Below are 25,829 nucleotides of genomic sequence, written 5' to 3'. Positions count from 1 at the left end.
TCGTGCATGGGGAAGCCTTCTTCTATTTTACCTGCATTCTTTTATCAGCTAAACATGGCCACCAGCCAGCTTACTATGGGCAGCGGCGCCAACCGTTTCCTTGCCGTCCGGCAGGGAGGCAGTGCTTCCTTGCTGGAGCTGGTACATTTTGAAGTACCTTCCACCGAGCTCCATCAATTCATCATGGGAGCCCTGCTCAACGATTTCCCCGCGGTGCAGGACCAGTATCTGATCGGCGCTGCGGATTGTGGATAAGCGGTGGGCAATGATAAACGTGGTACGACCTCGCTTCAATACTTCCAGCGCATCTTGGATCAGCGCTTCCGTCTCTGTGTCGATGTTAGCCGTGGCTTCATCGAGAATCAGAATGGCCGGATTGAAAGCCAAGGCCCGGGCAAATGAGATCAATTGCCGTTGACCGGCAGAAAGCGTACTGCCCTTCTCAAGGACAGGCTCATCAAAGCCTTGCGGCAGGTGAGCCAGCAATCGGTCTGCACCCACATCACGGAGTGCCTGCTCCACCTGTTCCCGGGTAATGCTCGGATCACCCAGGCTGACATTGGAAGCAATGGTGCCGGTGAACAGATAGGGGTCTTGCAGTACGATACCCATATGCTTGCGGAGCCATTGTTTCGGAATGTCGGTAACAGGCTGACCATCAATGGTGATGGTTCCTTTCTGCGGATCGTAGAAACGGAACAACAGATTGATGATGGAGCTTTTTCCGGATCCGGTATGTCCTACAAGCGCAACCGTCTGCCCCTGCTTCGCTTCAAATGAAATGTTCTTAAGAACATAATCCTTCTTGTAGGCAAACGACACGTCTTGAAATTCCACATTCCCCATATAACGCGGCATGCCGCCATCGGTTACTTTCTCTCCAGTCTCGTCCATGAGCTCAAATACCCGTTTAGCGGAGACAATGGAGGTATCGAGGGCTGCCAGCTGATTCACCATACCTGTAATCGGCTGGAACATACGGCCGAGTAAATCAACGAAGGCGTACAGCACCCCGATCGATACAATGCCGGCACCGTTCAGCGATGCAGAGCCGAAATACCAGAGAACGACTACAAAGGAAATGTTACGGAGCACATTCACCAGATTGTGGGTGGTGAAGGAGTTCAAGTTCAGCATTTTGTTCTGATGGGCCATGTAGTCCGCATTCAGTGCTTCGAACTCTTCCTGGGTAGCCTTTTGGCGGCGGAATACACGGATGATGGCCATACCTTGAATGGATTCATTGATGATGGCATTGATCTCGCTCAAACGTGAGCGGATCACGGTGTTGTACTTGGTCGCGAATTTGCGATAGAGAATGGTCCACACGATCAACATCGGGATTACAAACAAACTGATTAGGCCTAATCTTATATCCAGAAGGAACAGGGCAATGTAGACACCGGTTATATACACGGCTCCGGAGCTGAAGTTGGATAATACTGCAACGAACAGGTCTTTTACCGCCTCGGTATCATTGGTGATCCGGGAAACGACTTTACCTGCCGGCAGGTTATCAAAGAAGTTCACGGGCAGCCGCTGAATATGGGCGTAAACATCGGTACGCAGCTTCTGAATGACCCGATTGGCAGCGGATTGCAGCCAGTAGGTTCTGCCGAATACCGTGATCATGGAAATAAGCAGACAGATCAGGAACAGGCCGACCAGCTTATAAATGCTGGGAAGCTCCGGTTTATAAAATTCAAACAGCTGCTCCTTGGATAATGGGACAGCCGGATACTGCTGTTTCTCCGAGGCGTAAGAAATCGTCAATACACCATCCTGGAAGGAACGTTTGCCTTCTACCCGGGCGACCGGCTCGTTGATGAAATAGAAACTGCGGCCGGATTGGACAAGGCGTACTTCCTGCCCGCGTGTCTCGCCTAGTTGAAAGCGATCTTCACGCTTGTAGTAAGTCCCGTTATACGCAGCAGCACCCTCGGCTTGCGTGGTTTCGTAATAAGGCCGCTCGATGCCAAGTATGTGCTCATCGATCATCGTTTTTGCTATGAAGGGACCTGCCAGTTCTGCGGCAACGCCAATCGCCAGCAGAATTAAAGCCGTGATGAAGGTGCCTTTTGCCGTTAAGGCATACCGGAACAGCCGTTTGGCGATTCCGGATTCATTCGATATGGTTGTATCCGTTGGAGTCAATTAAGACACCTCCTCAGAGGTTAGATTGTTTTCTACTTGCTGGCGTTCGTATTGTTCACGATACCAGCCGCCGAGCTCCAGCAGTTCATCATGCGTTCCCTGCTCGATGATTCGGCCTTCCTCCAGCACCACGATGACATCGGCATGCTGAACCGCCGAGAGACGGTGCGTGGAGATAAGCGTCGTTTTGCCGGCGCGCTTGCTCCGGATGTTGTCAATGATTCTGGCTTCAGTCCGGGCATCCACCGCGGACAAGGAGTCGTCCAGAATCAGGATTTCAGGGTCGCCGATGAAAGCGCGAGCCAGCGAGACCCGCTGTTTTTGTCCCCCGGATAGGGCAACGCCTTTCTCACCCACAAGCGTATCTAGCCCATCGGAGAGGGTAACCAAGTCCCGGTCAAAAGCGGCCGTTGTGATGGCATCCATGATCAGTTCATCACTTGCATCCTTTTTGCCAAACTGGATGTTCTGCCGAACCGTTTTGGAGAATAGAATCTGCTCTTGCGGTACATACCCGATCCAGCTGTGGAGCTGGTCGGTGGAGAGCATCTCCATCGGCACACCGGATATAAGGATGCCGCCGGTTCCGGTAGGATACTCATGAAGAAGCTGCTTGAGCAGCGTAGATTTACCGCTGCCCGTACGGCCTACAACGCCGAGCGTCTGGCCCTTCTGCAGCATAAAGTTGATGTTATTCAAATTATCTATAGTAGAGCTCGGATACCGGAAGGTCACATCCCGAAACTGAATGGTATCCGGAACCTTCACGTCTACAGTCGTTTCAGCATTCGTTACATCCGGCGGAGTATTCAGCGTCTGGTTAACCCGATCCAGGGACGCGTTCCCCCGCTGCATAATGTTGATCAATTCTCCGATTGCAAACATCGGCCAAATCATCATCCCGAGGTACATGTTGAACGATACGAGATCTCCGAGGGTGATCTGGTTCTGGAACACCAGGTATACCCCGTAGGTTAAACCGATTACATAACTCAATCCGATGGAGAAGTTAATGGTCGGTTCGAACAGGGCGTCTACTTTGGCGACGGCCAGATTTTTGCGATATACATCATCCGTGATGTCCTGGAAGCGTTTCTGATCGGCGCGCTCTTGTACATAAGCACGTACGACACGCACGCCTGCAACCGACTCCAGAACCTGGTCATTCATGTCGCCGAAAGCATCCTGCGCCAGCGTGTAGCGTTTATGAATGGCTCTTCCGTAGATCACCATACCAATCGCGATGATCGGCATAGGCAAAATGGCAGCGAGTGTCAGCTTCCAGCTGACAATGAAACCCATGGCGAACAGGACCACGATCAAATATATAGTGGAATCCGTCATGACCAGCATGCCGAAACCGGCGGTGGCTGCCACGGAGCGAAGATCATTCGTTGCTTTTGCCATCAGATCTCCGGTACGGTTTCGTTCGAAGAAAGGCGGAAGCATTCGGAGCAAATGATTCATATACCGGGTGCGGAGCAGGCGCTCTACAAGGTTCGCTCCACCGAACAGCCGGTGCATCCATATGTACGTGGCACAGTACACAACAGCGACGATGCCGAGAATCATGAGCAAATACTGGACCAGGGAGGCCCAGGTTATCGAACTGCTGACGATATCGTCAATGGCATTTCCGAGCAAGAGCGGCGGCAGAAGTTCAACCAGTCCGCAAAAGATGAGAAGTGCAAGGCCGATCAAATAACGTTTCTTCTCTCGCTTGAAAAACCAGCCTAAATTTTTAAGTACGGCAAACACATTATCCCTTCCTTTCGTATGCAGTTCTGACATCATATCACCCGCAAAAACCAAAAAAAGCACATCATCCGAGGACGGACGATATGCTTCATTAATTTTGAATTTATCATACGCACGGTGATCATGACTTCCGTGCAGCGGTTAGCAGCTTCGTTCTGGTCATTCTTGCGAATGAACGAAGCTTAATGACTATGAGACAGCACCATGGGAGAGTCGATCCATATTTAATTGTAGGAATGGATGCAGATGATCTTTATCCATAGCAATAAGTTTAAACATGTCACTCACCCTTTCTTCGTCATTTTTACAATTTATTCAAATCGCTCTTGTATGGACTGAATTTTATCACCATGAACTGGAATGTGTCAAACTTATTTTTTCGAGAACAGGGCAGGTTATTTCAAACAGCAGGCAGTGGACAACCTTATGTCACTATTTTATTATCAAAATGATTTGTATCCTAACATACGTTTGCGTTATGATAATACTACAACCAAATATGAACCGTTCCTAAGGTCTCCGTCCTTAATAACGATGGGGTCAACATTATATGACGTCTAAGGAGGGTGTACGATACATGCAAATTCAAGTCAGCGATCAGGCGGCACGTTGGTACAAGAAGGAACTTGATCTTCAAGCAGGCACGTTCGTTCGCTTCTTTCCGCGATATAGTTCAGGCGGGGGGCTGCATCCCGGCTTTTCGCTAGGCATTTCAGTAGAAGAACCAAGAGAAGCGGGACTGACAGAGCGTTCGGAAGAGGTAACGTTCTTTATGGAAGAGCAGGATTTATGGTATTTGAACGGTTATACGCTTCGCGTGAAATATGAGGAATCGTTGGATGACATTTCGTATATTTATGAAGAAGAGGGCGCAGTAAATTAACTTGAGTGAGAGACTGCAGCGCCATCTAGGGAGAGGAGGTTCCCAAGATGAGCGTATATCACCGTGATATTCGCCAATACATCGGCAAACGTTCGGTGGTCCGTGTGAAAGCGGCGGTGCTTGTGCTGAACGAGAATGGAGAGATTCTGCTCCTGAAGCGGCAGAACAAGGACGAGTGGGGGCTCCCGATGGGAAGCCTGAAGCCTGGCGAAGCTCTTGAAGATACAGCGTCCAGAGAGCTGTGGGAAGAGAGTGGCCTGACAGCGGATGATATGCGACTCTTGGACCTTGTATCGGGTCCAGAGTATAGGAAGAAGCATCTTGGCGGAGATGAGGAGTATTATGTGATTGGCGTGTATGCAGCAACCGGTCTGCACAGTGCAATTCATCTGTCTCCTAATACGGAAGTATCACTTAAATATTTTGACTTTCATGCATTGCCGGCCATGGATGCCATTACGGTGCACTTGCTGGATAAGGTAAAAGAGAAAATCTGAAAGCCTAGGTGGCATCAGCGTGCATGCCTTCAATTCCCCGCTTGGGGAATTTTTTTCGGTCATAATGAGGAGTCCCTGCCCCATTCAAACCGGGGGAGGGACTCCTTTGCTATATTAGCTTGTGTTCCGCACAATCCGATATCAACCATTAAGTCAGACCGGAAAACGGGACCTCCAGTGCAAAATCAAAATCGTCGATATCATAGACCTGAACAGGAAGAGCGCTATCAACGATACGCTGGATCAATTCGTATTGATCTGTTAGAATGGGAGCTTCCGCTCTTTGGGATGCCAGGAGCAGCTCGGTTTCAATCGGATCAAACGACTCCCCGTACGGTGCTGTGTCCATCGTGTTCATAACGGATACCCGGGTGGTTTCGCCAACGGGAATGGATGGGCTTTTCGCCCAGGGAACTTGAAGGGCCCGTTCGATCTTCTTTTTATTCAACGGCTCTTCAAAATAGGAAATCAATTCGCCGATCTTTATCTTGACGTGCTGATCATCAGCACTGCTGTTCATGAGATGTTCATCGGTGGTATGAAGTTCATATAATTCCAAAATCGTAGTGTATGGAATGATGTATTCGACGGGTTTAGATGGTATTAACAGCTGGCCGTAAATGGCTAGCATAACGGCCTCCGTCACGAAAATTCTGGTCATGACTAAATCCTCCTGCGTGACATGATACTATTTATAAGTTTAGAACTAATAAAGCATTGAAGTTCACAATTGTCAACTGCTCTTCCCCTAACAACCGGGTGGATGTTACGCTATATAAACGTCTATCCATGTACTTTCACAGAAGACAGACCCGCTTTGGAGGGTGTTTTTTCTTGCGATTATCGAATAGGCTCAGCCTCGCGGAAAACTTATAATTCTATAATCTTGGGAAAGGGCTGTTATTACTATTGAAATCATGGAAAATCTATTATCCCTTCGTAAAGCCTTATATGAAGTGGATCATTCTGACTCTCATTATCGGCATGATCAAATTTGCAATCCCGTTATTACTGCCGATGATCATGAAATACGTTGTTGATGATCTATTGATTAACCAGCAGATGACCATCGAGCAGAAAATTCAGGATTTGATGTGGATTCTGGCCGGTACACTTGTGCTGTTTGTTGTTGTGCGTGGTCCGGTTGAATACTTGAGGCAGTACTTTGCCCAGTTTATTACCAGCCGAATTTTGTTTGATATGCGTAACCGGCTTTATGCACATCTGCAGCGCTTATCTCTGCGTTACTATCAGAATACCAAGGTAGGCGAAGCGATATCGCGTTTTATTAACGATGTGGAGCAGTCCAAGAATCTGGTCGAAGTCGGTATGATGAACATTTGGCTGGACATGTTTACATTGCTGTTTGTTTTGATTGTTATGTTCTTTATGAATCCGGTGCTAACCCTGGTCGCCATCTCGATTCTGCCCTTGTATGGACTCGCGGTGAATCTGCTGTACAAGCGGCTTAAGCGGCTGACCAAAGACCGCTCTCAGGCATTGGCAGGCATCCAGGCGTACTTGCATGAACGGATTCAGGGCATCTCGGTTATCCGAAGTTTCACCCTGGAGCGTTATGACCAGAAGAAATTTGAAGGAATCAACGGAAATTTTCTGAATAAAGCGATGGCCCAGACCCGCTGGAACGCGCTCACCTTCTCGATAATCAATACGCTGACGGATATTGCGCCGATCCTGGTGATCGGTTACGGAGGGTACCGGGTAATTCAGGGGGATCTGACATTGGGTACGTTTGTAGCCTTTTTTGGCTACCTTGACAGGCTGTATGCTCCACTTCGCCGCCTGATCAACTCTTCAACGGTTCTGACACAGGCCTCAGCGTCGCTGGAGCGGGTCAAGGAGCTCATGGACGAGCCTTATGACATCCTGGACCGTCCTGATGCCAAAACGCTCAAGAGAGCCGGACAGATCGAGTTTGATCGTGTCTGCTTCAAGTACAATGACGATGCAGGCTGGGTGCTTAAAGATATCAGCCTGACCATTAAGCAAGGCCAGACCGTTGCGTTTGTCGGCATGAGCGGCGGCGGCAAGTCGTCACTCATCGGACTGATTCCCCGATTCTACGACGTGCAGCAAGGCGCTGTGAGGATCAACGGACACGACGTCAGGGATTTGACGCTGGACAGTTTGCGGGGGGCCGTAGGTATGGTGCTGCAGGATAACTTCCTGTTCAGTGGCACAGTTCGGGAAAATATTCTGTTCGGTAATCCGGAAGCAGAGGAAGAAGCGATAGTTGCAGCCGCCAAAGCGGCCAATGCGCATGATTTCATTACCCAGCTGCCGCAGGGCTATGATACAGAGGTGGGTGAACGAGGCGTTAAACTTTCGGGAGGACAGAAGCAACGACTGGCGATCGCCCGCGTCTTTCTTAAAGACCCGGACATTCTGGTCCTCGATGAGGCAACCTCGGCGCTGGATCTGGAGTCGGAGCACCTGATACAGCAGGCGCTTGCCTCCCTGTCAAATAACCGTACAACCTTGATAGTTGCTCATCGCCTTTCGACGATTACGCATGCCGATCAGATTGTCGTGTTAGAGAATGGCCGGATTACAGAGCAGGGCACGCACAGCGAGCTGATGAATCTCGAAGGAAGTTATGCGAGATTGTATAACGTGCAGCATTTGGAGACTTAAAGCTGCAGGGGGTGTTCAGCAATAAGCGGAGGGTATCAAAAATGGAAAAGGTGTACAAATAAAGGCAACAATATCTGAAAAAAGCACTGCCTTTGAGGCAGTGCTTTTTTCAAAATTGTTATTTATGAGAACGTTCATCATAGTCGATAGACTCCTCGAGTTTCATTGTTGCTTGTAATTCCTCTTCAAGTTCCTTCATCGAAGTCTTTTTTTCAGGTGTCATGGATCTTACCGTGATCGAAGTGCCCGGAGGGATTTCAATTAGGTGAGACTTTCTATAACCTTCGTCTACTGGCATAATCAGTTCTTCAACTGCTAGAGGGTCAGGAGCGCTTTTTTCACTTGCATCTGGAGCTTTGGGTATATCCGTATTTTCTTTGATTTGCGATCCTGTATTTGTTTCATTATCAGATGCAGGTGTAGAACGAGAAACTTCCACCTCATTTGTTTTAGTTTCGTCTATAGGTTTTAAGGTAACTTCATTTGATTGAGCTTTAAATTGACTTTTTTCATCTTCTACTACTTTGGGCGTGTTGCTGGAAGCCCATGCCGCTGCTGTTGTGCTAATTGCGGCCACCAAAAATACAGCTGTTATCGTGAGGTACACTGTTTTCTTTTTCAATTTCTTTACGCTGAGCATAATCGTTAATCTCCTTTTTAATTGTTTTCCGTCACCGGATAAGGAGGCACAAAATCGTACGGGTAAATTTCTTGATCCTGCCATGACGTTCAAGATGGTTTCTCCATAGCGTTTTCGTTCGGCGTAGGACATCCCTTTTACGACTTCTTCATCACAAGAAAGCTCGCTCCATGTGTGAATGTCCTTCTGAAGAATGTGTACCAAGGGATTAAACCAATGTAAGGCACTGGCTCCCAAGGTGAACGCCTTGACCCATAAATCTTTTCGCTTCAGATGAATCAACTCATGATGGATCACCATACCCATATCCATGTCTACGGTATTCTCCATAGGGAGATAAATGGTTGGCTTCCAAAGGCCGACAAGCACTGGACTCCGAACGGCAGAACTGTACGCAAGCTGGACCTTGCTAGTAACACCAAGAGCTTGCTTGGTAAAAAGGAGTTGTTTAGCTGCTTCACTATTCTCCGAAACGGAGGAACGCGTCTGTTCCAGTATTTTCAATAATCTGCGATAAGAAACGGTCTGCCAAGCGGCAAAGGCTACAGCTCCGAGTCCCCATAGACTGAGGAGGAGAAGGGCTATATGGGTTGAAATAGTCTGCTCTGCCATAAATGGCTTCGGATTGAACCCTGAATGTCCAGGTAGCGTATGTTGTACATTTAATGGCAACTGGTTTGAGATGGGGGTGGTTGCTTTAAACTTGAAAGTAAAGAACCGTGAAACCCACTGTATACCAAGCACTACAGGTAGAAGATAAAAGCCTAAAGCCATTTTGCTAATTCTATAACGCCATTTTGGTGGAATAGCATGGATGGATACGATCCGCAGTAAAAGAATACAGACTACGACGACACTTCCGGCAACGGTAAGGATAGACAGCAATTCAAGTATCGTATTCATAAGGTGCACCTACTTTTCCGAAAACCATTTCTTCAGTTCTGAAATGTCTTTATCTGATAGCTTGTCGCCATCGTATAGAGCCGATATTAGGTTTTTCACCGAGCCTTGATATAACCCGTCCAGCACGTTTTGCGTTTCGAGTAATTTATAATCTTTAGGAGAAATGAGAGGCATATATTGATTTGTCCGTCCATGCCTCGTAACTGCAAGCGCCTCTTTGTCCACCAAGCGCGATAAAAAGGTGGATATAGTCTGCGGTTTCCATTCCCTTCCTTTTTGAGAAAACAAACGCAGAAGTTCGGTGGATGTCACAGGCGGCGTACACTCCCAAATTACTTCCATTAGTTCCATTTCAGTATCCGATAATTTTTGTACCTGTTTCACGGTGAGCACCTCTTGAGTTCGTTATGCGTCCATAACGAAATGAATTACTACACTACGTAGTGATTACACTTTACTACATTATGTAGTGGTTCGTCAAGAGAAGAAGAAAGAAAGTGATTTATTACATTTGATAGCATTCTGTTCTTGGTAAGTGAGTAGATAAGCGGTAGTGATACGAGGAACGATTCGTAGAGAAAGTGTCTATTAATAGGAAAAAGAAGGCGTCCGGCCAGATCTAAGATCTTTCGGGACACCCCCTTTGAGGCAATGCTTATTTCTCGATATTATGGAACACCGTGTCATAAGTCGTCTGAATATAATCCAGCGTCTGACCGTGTAATACGATATTGTTCACCAAGGTGATAAACAGGAATAGGATCATGATGCCGGTCAGAGCTTGCTGAATACGATAGCTGTTCAATTTTGCAATGAACATCGCGGCGAGTACGAATACCGCAAACAGATAATGCCCTGCGTACAAGTACATATCGTAATTATACGTAGCCAGACCGAAGCCAACGATGACGTGGAGCAGGATCGCGAACAGAATGTAGATGCTGAACGCCCACGTATCACGGGATTTGATGCCTTTGATGAAGGAGAGCACGGCGAGCAAGAGCATGCCGAGACCGACGATATGGACATGGATCGGATACGGCTTGGACAAATCCGTCACAAACGCAGCGATTCCCGGATCAATCATAGCAAGCTCGGGCGACAGAATAGGACTTACAAACAGCATGTAAAACACGCGTGAATGATGCGTGAAGGAGAAGGGAGAAACGTAGCTGAGCGCGCCGTTCTGCATGCTTGTAAATACGTTCCCGATCCACGATTTGCCTGAGAACAGCAGGTGCTGAAGCAGTGTAACAATTACAACCATGCCCAGAAAGACCAGCATTATGATGATAAACCGTTTAAACGCGTGTTTCATTCGTCTATCCAACATACTGATCAACAGTGCTCCCGAGAAGGTTGCTACATTCGTAGATGTAATTCCGAAATTGATAAGGGCCAGGGAGGCGTTAGGCATTACCCCAAACCGATTCTCGATTCGGTTATGCTGCAAGTAAGCCGCAGATAAAATGATCATAAACTGCGCATAAGCATAGGAATCCGGTATAAAAGCCGTGTACAGTGAGTAAGAGCTGAAACCAAAGAAAGCGGCTGTGACGAGGGAAAGCACCCAGCCTGCTCCGCCTCTGCGGATGATGTAATATACCAGAGCTGCACTCAAGGCATTCAAGACTGACTGAATCAGAAGATAAGGGAGGTTGGAACTCCCGATGATCGATGTTAACGGACTTGTCAGGAAATTAATGAACGGGTGTATGATCGAGATATTTTCCGGGCCATATTCCATCGAAGGGTCGAAGTTAAACAGATTCAAGGTAAAAGGTGCACCATAGAAAGGGCTATGGGGCATCAGGGTGGCTGCATGATCCTTAATGTAGGTCACGAAGGGAAGATTCATGAAAACATACCATAGCGCAAGACAGATGCTTAAGCCGATGGCCGTATAATTATCTTTTTTATGTCGAAACAAATAACGGAAAAAAGTCATGTTCGCTTTCCACCAATCTAATCATTTTATGTATTCAAAGTGAGCCGTTCTGCATGCATTCACCAGATGAGCATAAGCAATCCGGAAATAATAAACGCGACACCCGCGATTTTTCGAATCCCTATGGTTTCTTTGAATACCAGTTTGGCAAACAGCAATGCCCACAGAAATGTCAGCGCATTGGCTGGCATAACCAGTGTGTAGGGAAGCTGGCCAAGCAGGTAAATGTTCAGCAGCGCCCCCAAACCGTAACAGAAAAAACCGATCAGAAGCAGCTTGATTTGTTTGCCCGCGGTGTACCCCTTGAAGAATACGCTCCCAAGCGAGCCCAGAAGTGTCATCAAGAGCAGAAGTGAGTAGAGCAGGATGTCATTTTTCATAGGAAGTTAAGGTCACCCCGATTCCAAGCAGGGCTACAGCGGCCAGTTTTTTTAGGGTAAGAGGTTCGTCCAGAAAAAAATCACCATAAAACAGGGCCACAATATAGCTGATACACATCAGGGGGTAGGCTACGGATAGCTTCTCCAGGGAAAATGATTTGATCATGAGTACAGCCCCGAGGCCATAGCAGACAAACCCGATCCCCATATACAGCAAGTTGGTATGACCCCACTTCCAGAACAGCTGCCCGGTAGCCGTCAAAAAGGCCGATACAACCATCAGCAGCTTGCCGAGGTGGCGCGGAGAGTCCTGTGCTTTTACCTGCTCCATGTTAATCCCTCGCATCCATGAGCGGATTTGTGATTGACTAGATATTTGTGCTTGACCAGCCGGAGCATCGGCAGATCGGATAAGGAATCGGAATAAGCACAGGATGACTCATAGTCAATGGTCAGCTGTTGCTCGTCCAGATATTGCTGAATGCGGTTCACTTTCTCCTCTCCCTTGCAATTGCTGCCTTCAATCATTGAGGTAAAGCGTTCGTCCTGCCGGGTCAATTTTGTCGCTATCACGGTGTCAACGCATGGCAGCTCTGCAAAGTATCTCATATACGCATCCGGGGATGCCGTTACGAGCAGGACATGATAACCCGCGCTCTTTTTAAGCTGCAGCTCTTTCAGCGCATCGGGAAAGATGGCGGGCTTTAATTCTGTTTGATAAAAATGCTCCAGATCGGAGTCTTCCATATGGCGCATCGCATGGAAATAAGCGCTTTTTGCTTTTTCGGCTTCCAAGAGCTTCAGCTTGTACAGCACGGAATGCAGCACGACCTTCAGAATGACGGGTGCCGTGGAAGGTTTTTTCCGTATACCATACTGCAAAAATTGAAACATGGAGTCCGTATGAATCACCGTTTTGTCGATATCGAATATAGCGAATTTCTGGTTCATATGGGATCCCTCTATTACCAATTCTGTATTATTCAAAGTACACCAAAATTCCGACAACGCTTATTACATAGAGAATGACGGTAACCAGGATGTGAGTGTCCTCCAGGAGCACCCGGTCAGGCGCACCGCCTTTCTTCTCGATATGTATCAGATAAAGATAGCGGAACATGCCGTAGATGACAAGCGGAATGGTCCACATGAGGTGAACGGTTCTGCCCGATGTAAAGGTAAACAGCGAATAACTGATGATGGTTGCCGTTGTGACAATGCTGCTCATCTGGTCCAGCAGATCAAATGAATATTGATCCAGCACCTTGCGGTGAGAGCCCTTGTCATTTTGCAGCAGATGAAGCTCATGCCGTCTCTTGCCGATAGCAAGAAAGAGCGACAACAGCATGGTGCACAGCAGGAACCACGGCGTGAAGGGCACATGAATCACCAGACCGCCTGCAATGGCCCGCAGTACAAACCCTGCCGCAATAATCATGATGTCGATGATGACAACGTGCTTCAGCCGGAACGAGTAAGCAACATTCATTGCGAAGTAGAGCAGCAGCAAGCCGGTAAACAACGGATTAAGAACATAAGATACCGCTAGAGAAGCTGCTAACAACAACGCACCAAACACAAGCGCCAGCTTGGGCGGAAGTGCACCGGATGCCATCGGACGGTACTTCTTCACCGGATGGTTGCGATCGGCTTCGCGATCCGCATAGTCGTTCACGATATAGACGCAGCCGGATACGAAGGACAAGAGAAGAAAACCGATCAGCGTATCGAGGAGCGATCCAGGATTTATCGTTTCGAACGAGAACAGGGGGGCGGCAAAAATAAGCAGATTTTTGGTCCATTGCTTCGGTCTAAGCTGCCTAAAGAGCAGCACAGGAAGCTGCCTCAATGGGGCAGCCGCTGAATTCGTATTTGTGGATGACAATTGATGTAACCTCCTGATCAATCATGTTTCACTGGGATGTAGGGAAGAAGAGCTGAAATACGATAGCTATCATACCATAGAATAGACTATATATGGTAATGATGAGTGAACAAGCTGTTGCCGCACTACAGAAAAAATAAACCTCCCCAAGGGTCCTTGAACCAGCAGGGAGGCCATCATTCAACGTGTTATTACTTGTTTGCATGGCAGGTGAAGGCAAACAAGCCTTCCTCAAGATTTGCCGATAAGCAGGGAGAGCAGACCGGCGGCAATCAGCGGCCCCACGGGAACGCCGCGGAATAGAGCAACACCGAGGACGGTGCCAACGAGGAGCCCTGCAACCACGGTCGGGTTGCTTCCCATCAGGGTAGCTCCGCGTCCTCCCAGATAAGCGACAAGCATGCCGACGGCAATGGCGAGCAGTGATTTCCAATGGAGGAAGGACTCGCCGATGGTTTGCAGGCTCATCTTACCGCTGGCCAGCGGCGACATCACCCCTATGGTGAGGATGATGATACCGAGGGTCAGTCCGTATTTCTCCAGCCATGGGAAGGCCTGCTGAAAGCCGGTTACGCGGAGCATTAGCAAAGTCAGCATCGCAATGGTCACAGCAGAGTTGCTGCTGATAATGCCAAGTCCGGCCATGGCCAGCAGGATGAGTGAAGTTACGTCCATGGGAGATCCCTCCTTTTGTTAAACATTCGAGACCATGTGCTGTGCGATCAAGCGCCCGTGAAATCTGCCCGTTTCAATGAAGACCTCATTAGCGTTACGGCCCGATGCGATGACGCCAGCCACATAAAGTCCTGGAACGTTGGTCTCCATCGTATCCGGATTATAGAGCGGTTTCTCCATGTCCTCATTCAGTTCGACGCCAGAGGAGGCGAGCAGCTTGCGGTCAGGGCGAAAGCCGGTCAATGCCAAGACAAAATCATTCTCAATGATCGTTTCCTGACCTTGATTCGAAAGAACGGTTACCCAGGATTCCGCGATTTGAACGACACGGGAGTTCAGGTGAAGCTGTAAATGTCCCTTCTGAACCATGCCGTCGAACAGAGGACGTACCCATGGCTTGATATTCTGGGACACTTCTTCGCCCCTGTACACCATCGTGACCTCTGCTCCAACGCGGATGAGCTCCATGGCTGCATCGACAGCGGAGTTACTGCCTCCGATGACAACGGTTTTCATGCCGGCATAAGGATGAGCTTCACGGAAATAGTGCGTTACTTTCTCCAAGTCTTCACCAGGAATGCCGATATAATTCGGATGGTCAAAATAACCCGTAGCGATGACTACGTGTTTGGCTTGTCGAATGGACTCCTCACCGCCGCGCTTCTGCGTTTTCACTTGAAAGCTGCCGTCCGGCTGCTTCGTTATCGTGAGGGCTTCCTCATATGGGAAAATGTTAAGATTAAAATGCTTGGCAACTCTGCGGTAATAGGCCAGCGCCTCGTGCCGGAACGGTTTGTCATTCGATATGGCAAATGGAACATCGCCGATTTCGAGCATTTCAGCTGTACTGAAAAACTGCATATGCGTCGGATAAAGATAAATGGAATGGACTACATTGTGTTTATCGATGATCTCGCTGCTGAGGCCCTGGCGGCCGCACTCAATGGCAGCTGCGAGACCGCATGGGCCTGCGCCGATAATTAAGACGTCGAGCATGGTGAACCTCCTTATGTATTTAACCTTACGCTATGGATCAGCATTATAATCCTACAGCAAATAAAATGATAAATCCAGATTTCCCGTTGACGCAGTACGGTTTTTCACATGAGTGGGGGGAGGGATTGACAATCATTAGAAATTAGATTATCTTCTAATTAGATATTTATTAAATTAGATGCTTATAAAATTTGTTTTTTGGAGGGTTGATCATGATGGAATTGACAGCAAGTGAGGCGTATAAAGCCTCCGTACTAAGAAATTTTATGGCTGAGGATGGAAGCCTGCGGCAAATTCCGGCACAGTACAAGAAGAAGCTGGTGATTATGGAGCACCTGGTGGAACAGCTTGAAATGGGGCGGGAATACCCTGAGAAGGAGATCAACGAGTTTATTAAGCAATATCATGCGGATTACGCAACCATCCGGCGGGAATTTATCATTCATAAGTATATGAGCCGGGATAACGGGGTCTATGTACGAAATCCGCGTGAGTTATGGACTCAATGGGACAAGATCTAAATCTTAACAAGCCGCCAATAGACAAAACAAAAAACCACCCTCATTTGAACCGCACCTCCAATGTTAGATAGTGTCTAACCATTGGGATGGAGTTCATTGGAACGGTGGTTTTCGTGTGTGTAACCATATAAGATTAAGTTAGTATAAGTTCTCTATTAGAATCCAGCAGCAGCCTTTTTAACAAGCTCAAGACCGTTTTGGACGATCAGTTCAGCCTCATCCGGGAATTGATTATGACCTTCGATGATCAACGTCTCGATGTCTTGTACGCCCCATTGACGGAGATTACCCATCACGAAGTTTACAGCCATCTCTGCTGCTGCCATAGGTCCTTCGGAATAGTTGCCGCCGCGTGCATTCAAGATCACAACTTTCTTGCCGGTCACGAGACCTACAACGCCTTGAGGCGTATATTTAAAGGTTTTGCCTGCTTGGTTCAGGTAGTCGATATAGGTGTGCAGTACGGCAGGTACCGTCATGTTCCACAATGGGAAGGCAAAAACGATTTTGTCAGCAGCGAGGAACTGGTCAATATATTTGCTGACATTCGCTGCAGCAGTTTGCTCTTCCGGTGTTGCTTCGAAGCCTTTGGAGGCTTTGAACATTCCGTTAATGGCAACACCGTCATAATAAGGTAGGTTCTCTGCGAAGAGGTCAAGCTCCGTGATTTGATCTTCCGGGTGGCTTGCTTTGAAAGACTCCAGAAACTCGTGATACATTTTTACACTTACCGATTGCTCAATGGCTCTGTTGTTTGCTTTGATGAATAGTACATTAGACATGTATGAAAACTCTCCTTGTTGTATGGTTTACTTTATAAATTATAGTATATTTCATTTGTATGGTTTGTCAATGACATCCTAGTGAACAATATCAATGTTGCCGGAGTAGGTTTGTATTTGGATAGTGTCGGTTGTTTCCTCCATTGCTTCCGGTGCCTTCACGGATCCCGACAGCGACTTGAGATCATAGAATCCGCGGAATGACGGATCGGGCTGCACTTTCACATCACCGGATCTGCATAAAATTTGGACGGGCGAAACACCAACCAGGCCCAGGTTCACATTTCCTGAAGAAACTTCGATGTCTACGGGGCCTTCCAGATCTTTCAACACGACATTGCCGGAATGATTGACAAGCTGCGTGGATGCCTGAATATCGAAGCCGCGAATATTCCCCGAAATATTTTCCACGTTTAGTTGCTCGGCACGTATCTCACTCATGTTAATGTTGCCTGATTTCACGGAAATGTCCACCGTTTTGGATGATGCACCTTTGACGTGGATGTTATCGGAGAACGTTGACAATTCCAGATCATCGAGTTTTGTGCTTGATGGCAGAACAACGGTCAGTTTTCCTTTGGGTGAATGGAAGTCCACACTCATAAACTGAATCTTGTAGGATGGGGTCAGATCCAGTTCGATTTCCGAACCAGATGGATGAAAAGATTGGAGGATGTCGATATATTCGGGTCTTAACTTACCGTCAAAAGCGATGTATCCTCCCGAATCTCCGCTATCTTCGAAGGCAAAGTCAATTTCGATGTTGCTGGAAATCCTCAGTTTTTTCAGATTTTCCGCATCCTGCAGCTCCCATTTGTTCTGATAGCTGATAAGCTCCTCCCCAAATTTAAATTGATACGCAGCCATACCGACGATGCCAACCAATATAAGTGCAATAGCTGTACTGAACAACCATTTCTTGTTCACTTTGCGTCACGACCTTTCATCATGCGAGTATTCCATCTGGAGTAGCCGAGGGTTATCGATAACAATCCCGATATAATGGAGCGGGTTAGATAACCAAGAAGAATGCCGATTCCCACGAATGAAACGGACAAGAACAATTTGGCGGGATAAAACGTCCCGTTCACCATATAATCAAGCAGGACAAGCACCGGGCTGAGCAGGGTGGCGAGCGAGCCAGCTGCAATGGCAACTCCCCCGGACCATAATGCCGCAAGGAAAGGAATCATGACCATAGCGCAGAAGAATAAACCCGTTCCCATGGCGATTTTGCCGAACGAAGACGGTTTTCCCGCACTTGCAGGGACCGGGATTTCCATGTCTACATAACGGTCGCCTAATGCTTCCTTTGCCATTTCAAAGGGATCTCCCAGCTCACGGGCGATTTCCTGCTCGGACCGTCCGTTCTGCATGCCGATGTCAAAATGGGACACCACGTCCTCGATGAATTCCCGGCGCTCATGGGGAGGAAGCGCAGCCAGACGCGATTCCAAAATCGAAATAAACTGTTTTTTAGTCATACCCATTTCCTTCCTCTATCAGATTGGTCACATTGCTAACAAAAGTCTTCCATTCCTTTACCATCGCCCTCATATAGATCACACCGCTTGGGGTCAGCTTATAATATTTACGGGGTGGCCCCTCGCTTGATTCCTGCAGGTATGTTGTGCAGTAGCCTTCATTCACAAGCCGGCGAAGAAGGGGGTATAAAGCTCCTTCCGCGACCTCAATATGCCGAGATACCGCTTGGGCCAGCTCATAGCCATATTGGTCCCTGCGATGGATAAGCACAAGCACGCAAATTTCAAGAACACCTTTTTTAAATTGAATACTGACATCCATGTCGATACCTCCTTTCATAAATCCTTGTTCGTGTTGTCATCATGAGGTAGTAATTAATATTCAGTAGTGTCTACAATAAGATATCACTTAGTACTGATCAATGCAAGGTACTGACTATAAATGGGCTGCAGTTTGACTGTTTCGAAAAAAAAGTCGATTCATTAGAAGCTTTGTATAAGGAAGGGAGTTTCGTTTAATCTCGGAAAAGCACGGTTAATAGAAGTTATCAGAACATAGGGTCGTTTTTCCAAGTGAGGAAGTGGAGGGATGAATTGTATGTCTATCGATCGGTTTATATTAAAAAAGCTCAACCATTGCCAGGAGTTAACGACACGGAGAAATCTCGTGAAATTGTTTCAGATTCGAATTCAGAGAGCACAGATAGCCGAGGAGCGCCATTACGGGTTATAATGAAGCTAAACAAAAAAAGGGCTACCCCTCTTTTTTTTAAAAGAGAGATAGCGCAAGAGAGTCGTTTTCACTTTTGCTGTGAAGAATTGCCTCGGATCCCTCGATTTCAATACTGATGAGGGAGTTGAGGCATTTTTGCAGCGCCTTTTTGCCGGTTTGAATTTTATGGTCAAGCGCGCTGGTCAGCAGTTTTAGTACCTTCTGTACCGGCTGCTTGCTGTCCGTTGTAAAGTACACGGGAACCGGCTTGTTTTGGAACATTATAAGTGTTTTCATATCAATCACCTCACGAAAGTTTTTTCATGATAATTGCATTATAAATTGCCAATCTTAAAATAACCTTAAATTCGTATAATTAATCAGAATCATTTTTGTGAGCGTGACATTTTTGTGAACAGCGACTTTTTAACAACGAAAAGCCCCGATTTGGCCTATAATCAGTACATAAATAGTTCTTCTGAACCAACGTTTTCACAGCCAAAATAGGAAAAAGGAAATATGACACAAATTGACAGAACAGATCCTGTAATGATATAGTTACAATAATGTAACTATTTTTTGTGCCTATTGAAATAGGTGTTTGGACATGAAGTATGGAATAAACATATAGAATTAACATTTTTGGGAAGGCAGGTTAACCAGATGATACTCACCGTGATCAGCGGGCGCAATGAAGATGACTGGTTTGATATCGACGTGCCCGATGAATGCTCGATTGGACGGTTGAATGAGCTGCTGGGACTGCGTCTCTTTCATGAACCCTCCAGTGAAGGGATTCAATATATATTAGAAGCAAAATTTCCGGAAGGCTTGTGGTTTACGGTAGGGGGCCATTCAAGCCTTGTTGAGGCTGGATTGAGAGAAGGCTCCTATATACGTTTACAGCGGGCATTTTCTACAACAACCGAGGAAGCTCCTGTCTATGGCAGAAGATCGTTGTTTCAAGATAGTTAGGATTGGGTAAATAACCCATTGGTTTTGACTGAAACAACAACATACATACTGTACTTTTCAGATGCTCTCTGGATTAGGAGGAAGTGAACATATGAACGTGTTATATCAACGTTCGCCGCGTATTAGACCGGCTTTACCGAATGAAGACATGGAGATTCTGAGACCTCCGTCCGAGCCTAGCAAACCGTCATTCTCGATGATTGCCATCATTATCCCGATTATTATGACTGCCGTGACGGTAGGTTTCTATGTCTATATGAGCATGAGCGGCAAAATGTCCAACCCCAACTACATGATGTTTCAGATGTTGTCCATCTTTATGATGCTGACATCCTATACGCTGCCATTTTTCATGTATTTAAGCAACAAGAAGACCTACCAGATCAAGCTGGCGGAACGAGACCAGAAATATCGCGCACAGCTTGATCTGCACCGAGACGAGCTTAAGGAGAAGCAGGTGGACCAGGTTCATATCCTGTTTGACATCCATGGCGATCCGGAGGTGTGTTATAACGTAGCAAAGAACCGCAGCAGCAGCTTGTGGGAGCGTTCACCGGAGGATACGGACTTCCTGGAGATTTGCGTCGGCAAGGGGGAGGTGCCTTTTTACATTCAGGTCAAGCCTCCCCGTGCGGATGGATATGACAAGGACCCGTTGATTGAGGCGGCTGAATTGCTGTCTGCGGAGTTTCAGACGGTTGACGAGGCATCGATTGCTCTGCCGCTGTTCGAATCCAAAGTGATAGGAATTGTTGGCGGAAGAGATCGGGTACTGAATATGCTTCGTGTCATGATGGCCCAAACCGCTGTAAGACACTCGCCGGACGAAGTGAAGATTGCCGCGTTCTATGAGGAGAAAGAGGCGAGTGAGTGGCAGTGGCTGCGATGGCTTCCGCACACATGGGATGATGACCGCTCCAGCCGCTATCTTGCTGATCGGCGCAGTAATGCGCATCAGCTTGCCGATGAGCTGTTTACGCACTTATACCGCCGTAAGAACAATCGCTCCGAGCACGGCAAGAAATCGATCGAGACACCTGCATACGTTGTAATTTTATCCGCTGCCCAATTAATCGAGGAAGAACCGCTGCTTCCTCTGTTGCTGGAAGACGGTGAAACAGCTGATGTGGTCACGATCGTTTTGTCTGACCGGAAGGAAAGCCTGCCGATGCACTGCCAGCTTATTGTGGAGGTAGAGCGTGAGCAGTCAGCTTACACCATTAAGAAACAGGATGGCACCGTCTCCAGGCAATCGTTCCAGTCACATCAGATCAGCAAAGACCAGATCGAAGCCTTGGCCCGTTATATGGCGCCGATCCGGTTGAAACGATCCTCTGCATCCGATATCCCTAGCGTTCTGCCTCTCTTTGAAATGATGGATATTCAGAGAATCAACGATCTGGATGTGCACAGACGATGGCAGCAGAACCGTTATCCGGACTCATTGCCCGTTCCCATGGGTGTCCGCGCGGGCGGAAAGAAGATTAATTTGAATCTTCATGATAAAATAGAACGTCAAGGACATGGACCGCATGGTCTCATTGCGGGGACGACGGGTTCTGGCAAAAGTGAGGTTATTCAATCGATTGTTGCTTCACTGGCATCCGAATTCCATCCACATGACCTGGCATTTATGCTTATTGACTATAAAGGCGGCGGCATGTCCAACACGTTTGTAAACTTGCCGCATGTTGTAGGTACGATTACCAATCTGGATAACAATCTGATCGAACGGGCAAAGGTTTCGCTTAAGGCCGAGCTTGTACGCCGACAAAAAATCCTGAATGATGCGGGCAATTTGCAGCATATTGACGAGTATTACAAATTGCTGCGCAGCCGCCACGGCGAACCGCTGCCCCATCTCGTTATTATTATTGATGAGTTTGCTCAGCTGAAGAAAGATCAACCGGAATTCATGGATGAATTAATCAGCATTGCGGCGATCGGGCGAACGCTCGGTGTCCATCTTATTCTTGCAACACAAAAACCGGCTGGGGTAGTAGATGATAAAATTTGGAGTAATTCGCGCTTTCGGATCTGTCTTCGAGTGCAAAGCGAGGGAGACAGCCGGGACATGTTGAAGATTCCGAACGCAGCCTGGATCAACAAGCCGGGAAGAGGTTATTTCCAAGTCGGCAGCGACGAAGTGTTTGAGGAAATGCAGTATGCCTGGAGCGGTGCTCCTTATATTGAAGAGAAGGATACACCTGGCGCTGTGGCAATACGCGAGGTGAGGATCAACGGCAGGACAGAACCCCTGCTTGCTTCGAATCCCTCGATAGGAGCCCATCTTGAAGTGCCTAAACAGCTGCAAGTGTTTATCGATCATGTGGCTGAGGTAGCAAGACAACAAGGGATAGTCCGACTTCAGGGACCATGGCTGCCTCCGCTTCCCGAAAGTCTGGATTTGGATGCGATTGAGTCCGGTATGGAATATGAAAAGACGGATCCATTCTGTGAATGGACCCTTACATCTTATGTCGGGATGGTTGATGACCTGCCTAATCAGTGTCAAAAGCCGCTGGTCTTAAACTTGGAACAAGGGCACTGGGCAGTCTACGGAATGCCGGGCCTCGGAAAGACCACCTTCATCCAGACGATGCTGATGTCCCTTGCCCATCGGTACAACCCGGACTTTTGGCACGGCTATATCGTGGATATGGGTCGGATGATGCGGGACTTTGCAGGACTGCCTCATATCGGAGCGGTCATGACCGCAGAAGAGGAGGATCGGATCAAGCGTTTGTTCCGTTTTCTCGCGAAAACCGCGGCCCTGCGGAAGGATATGATCGCTGATGCGGGAGTGAAAACCGTTGCGTCATATCGCCGGTCGAATGCAATCGCAGTTCCTCAAATAGTCGTGATTATTGATGGGTATCTAAACTTCCGGAACTCATATCCCGATGAGAATGATATGCTGGAATATTTGCTGCGTGAGGGTGGCAGTTTGGGAATCACATTCGTGATAACCGCCAATCGGATATCGGATATGTTCGAGAAAGTCCGGAGCAATATTTCGCAGGCGGTATCGTATGAACTCGCCGACCCTGCTGATTATTATTATGCGGTAGGACGTCCTGCACGAGCTCCAAGCCAGCTTCCTCCCGGGAGAGGCCTGGTCAAGGGACAAGTGCCGCCGCTTGAATTCCAAACGGCACTGCCGGCTTCAGGTCAGGACGAAGGACGCCGTTCCGCAGCGCTTCGCGATAGCATTCGTGCTCATCATGAATCGTGGCAAGGGGAACATGCGCCGCATATTGAATCGCTGCCTGACAGAATTCCGCTTCACCAGTTACTTAAAGTTCAACATCCTTATGAAAGTGCAGGCATGGAGAAATATCAGGTTCCTGTCGGCGTGACGACGGATGATTTGACGCCTTTTGCGATCAATCTTGAGGATGGGCCGCATTTTATCGTTGCAAGTCCGATGGAAGGCGGCAAGACGTCATTCCTTCTTAGCTGGATGCTATCGCTTGCGTATCATACGTCACCGGATGAGCTGGAAATCTATACGGTAGACACACGCTATGGCAGCAGCGGGCTAAGCCGGATGAACCATCTTCCGCATGTCAGAGGACATGCGGAGAATGAGGAGGATCTGGCACCGCTCATTTCGGGCCTTCATGAACGGGTTCAGACCCGATCGAAGGACGGGGAAGACCCGGCTATCCTGCTTATGATTGATGATGCTGATGTTCTAAGCAAGCAGCTCTCTGATTTCACCTTGAAGGACCAATTGTCTGCCATCGTAAGACAGGGAAGAGACCGCCGGGTTCATGTCGTTGTTGCTGGCGTTCCGGCCGACTTCCCGACGTATGGCGTGGACTGGTTTACGGATATTAAGGCTGCACAGAACGGATTTTTATTCGGGACTTTGGATTCAAACGATTTATCGTTCTTCAGAATTCCTTTTTCCGAGTCTTCGAATAGTCCTGGAGGACTAAAAATTCTTCCGCCGGGACAAGGGTACTACGTAAAACGAAAATTTTCCAGAATAAAAGGCGCAGTTCCGTTCGATGACGAATGGAATGCCCAGAGATGGGTCACAGAAATTCGCGACCGATGGCATGTTGTAGTTTGAGGGGAGGTGGCTCATAATGTTGACAATTCATGCTTCCAAACAAGAAACGATCACACTGAACGATAAGGAATTTTTCTTCTTGGCTGGAATTATCGGATCGGACCGATTACTTGGTGTAGAAGATCCTTTTGTAGGATACTTAACCGAAGAAATCGCGGTTGAATGGGAAAAAGCCAAACAATCGCTCCTAAGCAAGCAATATTTGATTCAAGAGGAAGGCGGGGAATTGTCGATTCCACCTGATGTCTTCTCACGAGTGGCGATTGCCGGACTTGCGGAGCGTGCGTGCTGGTTAAAGTATGAAAATCAGGGTTCGTCGTTTGAAGGATATATACATGTAACGGACGAACGAGTTATACAAGTATGCAGGAGCGGTGAGGATAACCGGCGTTACATGCTTAGTGAACTCGGAACAATCGAACAAACCTGCAATCATCTGGTGGAGGATCTGGCGCTAAGCGATCAGAACTGGGGGGATATCCCGGCTTTATTGCTCAGCCGAAAGGAGTTCGGAGATATTTATACCTCTGCCTCCGAACAGAAAAGCGATGATATCAGTGATCGTTTAGCGAGACTGACAGATGATGCCGAGGGTTCCATTGCGCTCGCGAAATGTATGAAGAACAAGGTATCTTCTGGGGAACTCCAGCTGTCGATTTGGAACGGAAACAGCTGGGAAAGTCAGAATGCAGCTTTTATAGTGAACGAGTCCATGAATTGGCTGCTGCGTATGAGCCTGGAGGGAGACCAGGACTGGCTAACCGCAGCACCAGCGACCAAAGAGCAGTTTCGTCATATGCTTCTCATGTGGCTGAAACAGTAACAGAGCCTGTATGAAAGGTGAGGACCAATGCGTATTTCTGTCGAGCCGGAGTCACTCCGGACGTTAAGCCGTCAGCTGCAGCATAGTGGCGATGAATATTTGGCGATAACGAGAACGCTCAACCAAGCAATGAATTCACTCGTCTGGGAGACGTCTCTCAAAGCGGCGGTTATCGATGAGTGGCAGTATGCCCGAAGTTTAGGAGAGCATCTGGGAGCTCTTCTTGCTCAGCTGGGCAAGCATCTTCAAAGTAAAGCCGATCAATTTCAAGAAACGGATCATCAGTACCATACCATTTTGGAGCATGCGATCGTAAATACCGTATCGCCAACAGCTCTGTTTGCTGCCTCCGGAATGGATGGACGTTTATCGATATTGCCGGATTATGGAAACTCCTCTACTGTTATTTCGAATCCGAGTTCCGTAGCGGCTGCCGTTGGCATGACAAGTGGGGATAACGGAAACTCGGCTAAACAAGCGGCTTTGTCCGGTCAGGGTTGGACCTTTACGGATCCTTCTTCGTTTGGAATTGCTAACTGATTTCCCTGCTTCTTTGGAAAAATCAAGATGGTAAAAGTTTCAAATTGGGACGTGTAGGGTAACTTGAAATTAGGTCTGAGGACATTTTGATAAACCAAGTCTATTGGGCTAAGATGTCAAGTGTCATCAGAAATTGAATTTCAAGGAGGTTACATAAATGGCAGGACGTATTTTAATAACGCCAGAACAAGTGGAGCAAGTAGCGAACCAATTTAAACAGAGCGGTGATCAAAGTCAGCAGATCGTCAACAGCTTGACTCAATCGATCAACGGAATGGAAGGTCAATGGGACGGTATGACGAAGCAGCGCTTTTTCCAGGAATTCCAGGAGGCAAGCCGCTTGATGAACTCCTTCGTACAAACCCTTGACAGCATCAGCAACGAGCTGAAAGCGATCGCTCAGAAATTCCGTATGGCTGATGAATCCCGTTAATATTCATTCGGCCGCATTTGCATTATAATAGTTTAATAGGCAGAATAAACCGGGTGGTAGATAACCCGGTTTTCTTGCAATCCAGCTTGTTTTGACTGAAATTT

General features: G+C 47.7%; 27 protein-coding genes. 10 read left to right on the top strand and 17 right to left on the bottom strand.

Features of this window, described 5'->3' with window-relative positions:
- Positions 1 to 48 precede the first annotated feature (48 nt).
- Both PGL02S_RS03150 and PGL02S_RS03145 read right to left on the bottom strand, forming a co-directional pair.
- Positions 49 to 2,154: an ABC transporter ATP-binding protein gene (locus PGL02S_RS03150; protein WP_036642143.1), complete on the bottom strand. Its 2,106-nt coding sequence runs from the start codon at positions 2,152 to 2,154 to the stop codon at positions 49 to 51.
- Positions 2,155 to 3,912 carry an ABC transporter ATP-binding protein gene (locus PGL02S_RS03145; RefSeq protein WP_036642464.1) on the bottom strand — a complete coding sequence of 586 codons (1,758 nt, stop codon included), beginning with the start codon at positions 3,910 to 3,912 and terminating at the stop codon, positions 2,155 to 2,157.
- Between the two features lie 577 nt (positions 3,913 to 4,489).
- On the opposite strand from PGL02S_RS03145, the gene PGL02S_RS03140 reads away from it, so the two are divergent.
- Together PGL02S_RS03140 and PGL02S_RS03135 are read left to right on the top strand one after the other, a co-directional pair.
- On the top strand, positions 4,490 to 4,795 hold the full coding sequence (locus PGL02S_RS03140) for a HesB/YadR/YfhF family protein (RefSeq protein ID WP_006211225.1): 306 nt from the start codon (positions 4,490 to 4,492) through the stop codon (positions 4,793 to 4,795).
- 47 nt (positions 4,796 to 4,842) lie between these two features.
- Positions 4,843 to 5,292 carry an NUDIX domain-containing protein gene (locus PGL02S_RS03135; RefSeq protein WP_006211224.1) on the top strand — a complete coding sequence of 150 codons (450 nt, stop codon included), beginning with the start codon at positions 4,843 to 4,845 and terminating at the stop codon, positions 5,290 to 5,292.
- 148 nt (positions 5,293 to 5,440) lie between these two features.
- Here the strand turns inward: PGL02S_RS03135 and PGL02S_RS03130 are convergent, their stop codons facing one another.
- Positions 5,441 to 5,953 carry a hypothetical protein gene (locus PGL02S_RS03130; protein ID WP_006211223.1) on the bottom strand — a complete coding sequence of 171 codons (513 nt, stop codon included), beginning with the start codon at positions 5,951 to 5,953 and terminating at the stop codon, positions 5,441 to 5,443.
- Positions 5,954 to 6,201: 248 nt separating this feature from the next.
- On the opposite strand from PGL02S_RS03130, the gene PGL02S_RS03125 reads away from it, so the two are divergent.
- Positions 6,202 to 7,947 (top strand): ABC transporter ATP-binding protein, encoded by a 1,746-nt coding sequence (locus PGL02S_RS03125; protein WP_036642144.1) that lies wholly within the window; start codon positions 6,202 to 6,204, stop codon positions 7,945 to 7,947.
- A 118-nt stretch (positions 7,948 to 8,065) separates the two neighbouring features.
- Here PGL02S_RS03125 and PGL02S_RS03120 read toward each other — a convergent pair whose 3' ends face one another.
- The 9 genes from PGL02S_RS03120 to PGL02S_RS03080 form a co-directional block, all read right to left on the bottom strand.
- Positions 8,066 to 9,490 (bottom strand): M56 family metallopeptidase, encoded by a 1,425-nt coding sequence (locus tag PGL02S_RS03120; RefSeq protein ID WP_036642146.1) that lies wholly within the window; start codon positions 9,488 to 9,490, stop codon positions 8,066 to 8,068.
- A 9-nt stretch (positions 9,491 to 9,499) separates the two neighbouring features.
- A complete protein-coding gene (locus PGL02S_RS03115; protein WP_036642147.1) occupies positions 9,500 to 9,874 on the bottom strand; it encodes a BlaI/MecI/CopY family transcriptional regulator in 375 nt (124 codons plus the stop codon).
- A 271-nt stretch (positions 9,875 to 10,145) separates the two neighbouring features.
- Positions 10,146 to 11,420, bottom strand: a complete 1,275-nt coding sequence (locus PGL02S_RS03110; protein WP_255308608.1) for a DUF6080 domain-containing protein — start codon at positions 11,418 to 11,420, stop codon at positions 10,146 to 10,148.
- A 77-nt stretch (positions 11,421 to 11,497) separates the two neighbouring features.
- Complete coding sequence (locus PGL02S_RS03105; protein ID WP_006211218.1) at positions 11,498 to 11,818, bottom strand: EamA family transporter; 321 nt, start codon at positions 11,816 to 11,818, stop codon at positions 11,498 to 11,500.
- Positions 11,808 to 12,149: a DMT family transporter gene (locus PGL02S_RS03100; RefSeq protein WP_006211217.1), complete on the bottom strand. Its 342-nt coding sequence runs from the start codon at positions 12,147 to 12,149 to the stop codon at positions 11,808 to 11,810. Before PGL02S_RS03100 ends, PGL02S_RS03105 begins: the two co-directional genes overlap by 11 nt.
- A complete protein-coding gene (locus tag PGL02S_RS03095; protein WP_006211216.1) occupies positions 12,137 to 12,769 on the bottom strand; it encodes an HAD-IB family hydrolase in 633 nt (210 codons plus the stop codon). Before PGL02S_RS03095 ends, PGL02S_RS03100 begins: the two co-directional genes overlap by 13 nt.
- Before the next feature lie 28 nt (positions 12,770 to 12,797).
- A complete protein-coding gene (locus PGL02S_RS03090) occupies positions 12,798 to 13,703 on the bottom strand; it encodes a decaprenyl-phosphate phosphoribosyltransferase (RefSeq protein WP_036642148.1) in 906 nt (301 codons plus the stop codon).
- Positions 13,704 to 13,934: 231 nt separating this feature from the next.
- A complete protein-coding gene (locus PGL02S_RS03085; RefSeq protein WP_006211214.1) occupies positions 13,935 to 14,378 on the bottom strand; it encodes a DUF441 domain-containing protein in 444 nt (147 codons plus the stop codon).
- Between the two features lie 18 nt (positions 14,379 to 14,396).
- The gene (locus tag PGL02S_RS03080) at positions 14,397 to 15,374 is read right to left on the bottom strand and encodes a YpdA family putative bacillithiol disulfide reductase (RefSeq protein WP_036642150.1); all 978 of its coding nucleotides are present in this window, start codon (positions 15,372 to 15,374) and stop codon (positions 14,397 to 14,399) included.
- A gap of 212 nt (positions 15,375 to 15,586) precedes the next feature.
- On the opposite strand from PGL02S_RS03080, the gene PGL02S_RS03075 reads away from it, so the two are divergent.
- Positions 15,587 to 15,895: a DUF2087 domain-containing protein gene (locus PGL02S_RS03075; RefSeq protein WP_235187430.1), complete on the top strand. Its 309-nt coding sequence runs from the start codon at positions 15,587 to 15,589 to the stop codon at positions 15,893 to 15,895.
- A gap of 155 nt (positions 15,896 to 16,050) precedes the next feature.
- Here PGL02S_RS03075 and PGL02S_RS03070 read toward each other — a convergent pair whose 3' ends face one another.
- The 4 genes from PGL02S_RS03070 to PGL02S_RS03055 all read right to left on the bottom strand — a co-directional run bounded on the left by PGL02S_RS03070 (position 16,051) and on the right by PGL02S_RS03055 (position 18,483).
- A complete protein-coding gene (locus tag PGL02S_RS03070) occupies positions 16,051 to 16,677 on the bottom strand; it encodes an FMN-dependent NADH-azoreductase (RefSeq protein ID WP_006211211.1) in 627 nt (208 codons plus the stop codon).
- A 78-nt stretch (positions 16,678 to 16,755) separates the two neighbouring features.
- A complete protein-coding gene (locus tag PGL02S_RS03065) occupies positions 16,756 to 17,604 on the bottom strand; it encodes a DUF4097 family beta strand repeat-containing protein (protein ID WP_006211210.1) in 849 nt (282 codons plus the stop codon).
- The gene (locus PGL02S_RS03060; RefSeq protein WP_036642153.1) at positions 17,601 to 18,161 is read right to left on the bottom strand and encodes a DUF1700 domain-containing protein; all 561 of its coding nucleotides are present in this window, start codon (positions 18,159 to 18,161) and stop codon (positions 17,601 to 17,603) included. Before PGL02S_RS03060 ends, PGL02S_RS03065 begins: the two co-directional genes overlap by 4 nt.
- Complete coding sequence (locus tag PGL02S_RS03055) at positions 18,154 to 18,483, bottom strand: PadR family transcriptional regulator (protein WP_006211208.1); 330 nt, start codon at positions 18,481 to 18,483, stop codon at positions 18,154 to 18,156. The genes PGL02S_RS03060 and PGL02S_RS03055 overlap by 8 nt, the downstream gene beginning before the upstream one ends.
- A 276-nt stretch (positions 18,484 to 18,759) precedes the next feature.
- Between PGL02S_RS03055 and PGL02S_RS28665 the strand changes: the two genes are divergently transcribed.
- Entirely contained in the window at positions 18,760 to 18,894 is a 135-nt protein-coding gene (locus tag PGL02S_RS28665; protein ID WP_006211207.1) for a hypothetical protein, read from the top strand.
- A gap of 36 nt (positions 18,895 to 18,930) precedes the next feature.
- Here the strand turns inward: PGL02S_RS28665 and PGL02S_RS03050 are convergent, their stop codons facing one another.
- Entirely contained in the window at positions 18,931 to 19,170 is a 240-nt protein-coding gene (locus PGL02S_RS03050; RefSeq protein ID WP_006211206.1) for a hypothetical protein, read from the bottom strand.
- A gap of 366 nt (positions 19,171 to 19,536) precedes the next feature.
- Here PGL02S_RS03050 and PGL02S_RS03045 point away from each other — a divergent pair, with 366 nt between their 5' ends.
- The 5 genes from PGL02S_RS03045 (at position 19,537) to PGL02S_RS03025 (ending at position 25,725) form a co-directional block, all read left to right on the top strand.
- The gene (locus PGL02S_RS03045; protein WP_036642155.1) at positions 19,537 to 19,848 is read left to right on the top strand and encodes a hypothetical protein; all 312 of its coding nucleotides are present in this window, start codon (positions 19,537 to 19,539) and stop codon (positions 19,846 to 19,848) included.
- A 91-nt stretch (positions 19,849 to 19,939) separates the two neighbouring features.
- Entirely contained in the window at positions 19,940 to 23,929 is a 3,990-nt protein-coding gene (gene essC / locus PGL02S_RS03040) for a type VII secretion protein EssC (protein WP_036642158.1), read from the top strand.
- 16 nt (positions 23,930 to 23,945) lie between these two features.
- Positions 23,946 to 24,752: a hypothetical protein gene (locus PGL02S_RS03035; RefSeq protein WP_006211204.1), complete on the top strand. Its 807-nt coding sequence runs from the start codon at positions 23,946 to 23,948 to the stop codon at positions 24,750 to 24,752.
- Positions 24,753 to 24,779: 27 nt separating this feature from the next.
- Positions 24,780 to 25,292, top strand: a complete 513-nt coding sequence (locus PGL02S_RS03030) for a WXG100 family type VII secretion target (protein ID WP_036642160.1) — start codon at positions 24,780 to 24,782, stop codon at positions 25,290 to 25,292.
- Positions 25,293 to 25,449: 157 nt separating this feature from the next.
- Positions 25,450 to 25,725 carry a WXG100 family type VII secretion target gene (locus PGL02S_RS03025; protein WP_006211202.1) on the top strand — a complete coding sequence of 92 codons (276 nt, stop codon included), beginning with the start codon at positions 25,450 to 25,452 and terminating at the stop codon, positions 25,723 to 25,725.
- Positions 25,726 to 25,829 lie beyond the last annotated feature (104 nt).

Source organism: Paenibacillus glucanolyticus NBRC 15330, assembly GCF_004000885.1.
GTDB lineage: Bacteria > Bacillota > Bacilli > Paenibacillales > Paenibacillaceae > Paenibacillus_AQ > Paenibacillus_AQ glucanolyticus.
Note: the sequence above shows the minus strand (reverse complement) of the source record. Positions and strands in the feature narration are given on the sequence as shown.

Bases quoted from the DNA above. Each gene is read 5' to 3' on its own strand.
- PGL02S_RS03050 (WP_006211206.1), bottom strand. From the start codon at position 19,170: ATGAAAACACTTATAATGTTCCAAAACAAGCCGGTTCCCGTGTACTTT.
- PGL02S_RS03085 (WP_006211214.1), bottom strand. From the start codon at position 14,378: ATGGACGTAACTTCACTCATCCTGCTGGCCATGGCCGGACTTGGCATT.
- PGL02S_RS03105 (WP_006211218.1), bottom strand. From the start codon at position 11,818: ATGAAAAATGACATCCTGCTCTACTCACTTCTGCTCTTGATGACACTT.
- PGL02S_RS03035 (WP_006211204.1), top strand. From the start codon at position 23,946: ATGTTGACAATTCATGCTTCCAAACAAGAAACGATCACACTGAACGAT.
- PGL02S_RS03095 (WP_006211216.1), bottom strand. From the start codon at position 12,769: ATGAACCAGAAATTCGCTATATTCGATATCGACAAAACGGTGATTCAT.
- PGL02S_RS03025 (WP_006211202.1), top strand. From the start codon at position 25,450: ATGGCAGGACGTATTTTAATAACGCCAGAACAAGTGGAGCAAGTAGCG.
- PGL02S_RS03120 (WP_036642146.1), bottom strand. From the start codon at position 9,490: ATGAATACGATACTTGAATTGCTGTCTATCCTTACCGTTGCCGGAAGT.
- essC (WP_036642158.1), top strand. From the start codon at position 19,940: ATGAACGTGTTATATCAACGTTCGCCGCGTATTAGACCGGCTTTACCG.
- PGL02S_RS03070 (WP_006211211.1), bottom strand. From the start codon at position 16,677: ATGTCTAATGTACTATTCATCAAAGCAAACAACAGAGCCATTGAGCAA.
- PGL02S_RS03075 (WP_235187430.1), top strand. From the start codon at position 15,587: ATGATGGAATTGACAGCAAGTGAGGCGTATAAAGCCTCCGTACTAAGA.
- PGL02S_RS03030 (WP_036642160.1), top strand. From the start codon at position 24,780: ATGCGTATTTCTGTCGAGCCGGAGTCACTCCGGACGTTAAGCCGTCAG.
- PGL02S_RS03045 (WP_036642155.1), top strand. From the start codon at position 19,537: ATGATACTCACCGTGATCAGCGGGCGCAATGAAGATGACTGGTTTGAT.
- PGL02S_RS03060 (WP_036642153.1), bottom strand. From the start codon at position 18,161: ATGACTAAAAAACAGTTTATTTCGATTTTGGAATCGCGTCTGGCTGCG.
- PGL02S_RS03080 (WP_036642150.1), bottom strand. From the start codon at position 15,374: ATGCTCGACGTCTTAATTATCGGCGCAGGCCCATGCGGTCTCGCAGCT.
- PGL02S_RS03100 (WP_006211217.1), bottom strand. From the start codon at position 12,149: ATGGAGCAGGTAAAAGCACAGGACTCTCCGCGCCACCTCGGCAAGCTG.
- PGL02S_RS03055 (WP_006211208.1), bottom strand. From the start codon at position 18,483: ATGGATGTCAGTATTCAATTTAAAAAAGGTGTTCTTGAAATTTGCGTG.
- PGL02S_RS03130 (WP_006211223.1), bottom strand. From the start codon at position 5,953: ATGACCAGAATTTTCGTGACGGAGGCCGTTATGCTAGCCATTTACGGC.
- PGL02S_RS28665 (WP_006211207.1), top strand. From the start codon at position 18,760: ATGTCTATCGATCGGTTTATATTAAAAAAGCTCAACCATTGCCAGGAG.
- PGL02S_RS03135 (WP_006211224.1), top strand. From the start codon at position 4,843: ATGAGCGTATATCACCGTGATATTCGCCAATACATCGGCAAACGTTCG.
- PGL02S_RS03140 (WP_006211225.1), top strand. From the start codon at position 4,490: ATGCAAATTCAAGTCAGCGATCAGGCGGCACGTTGGTACAAGAAGGAA.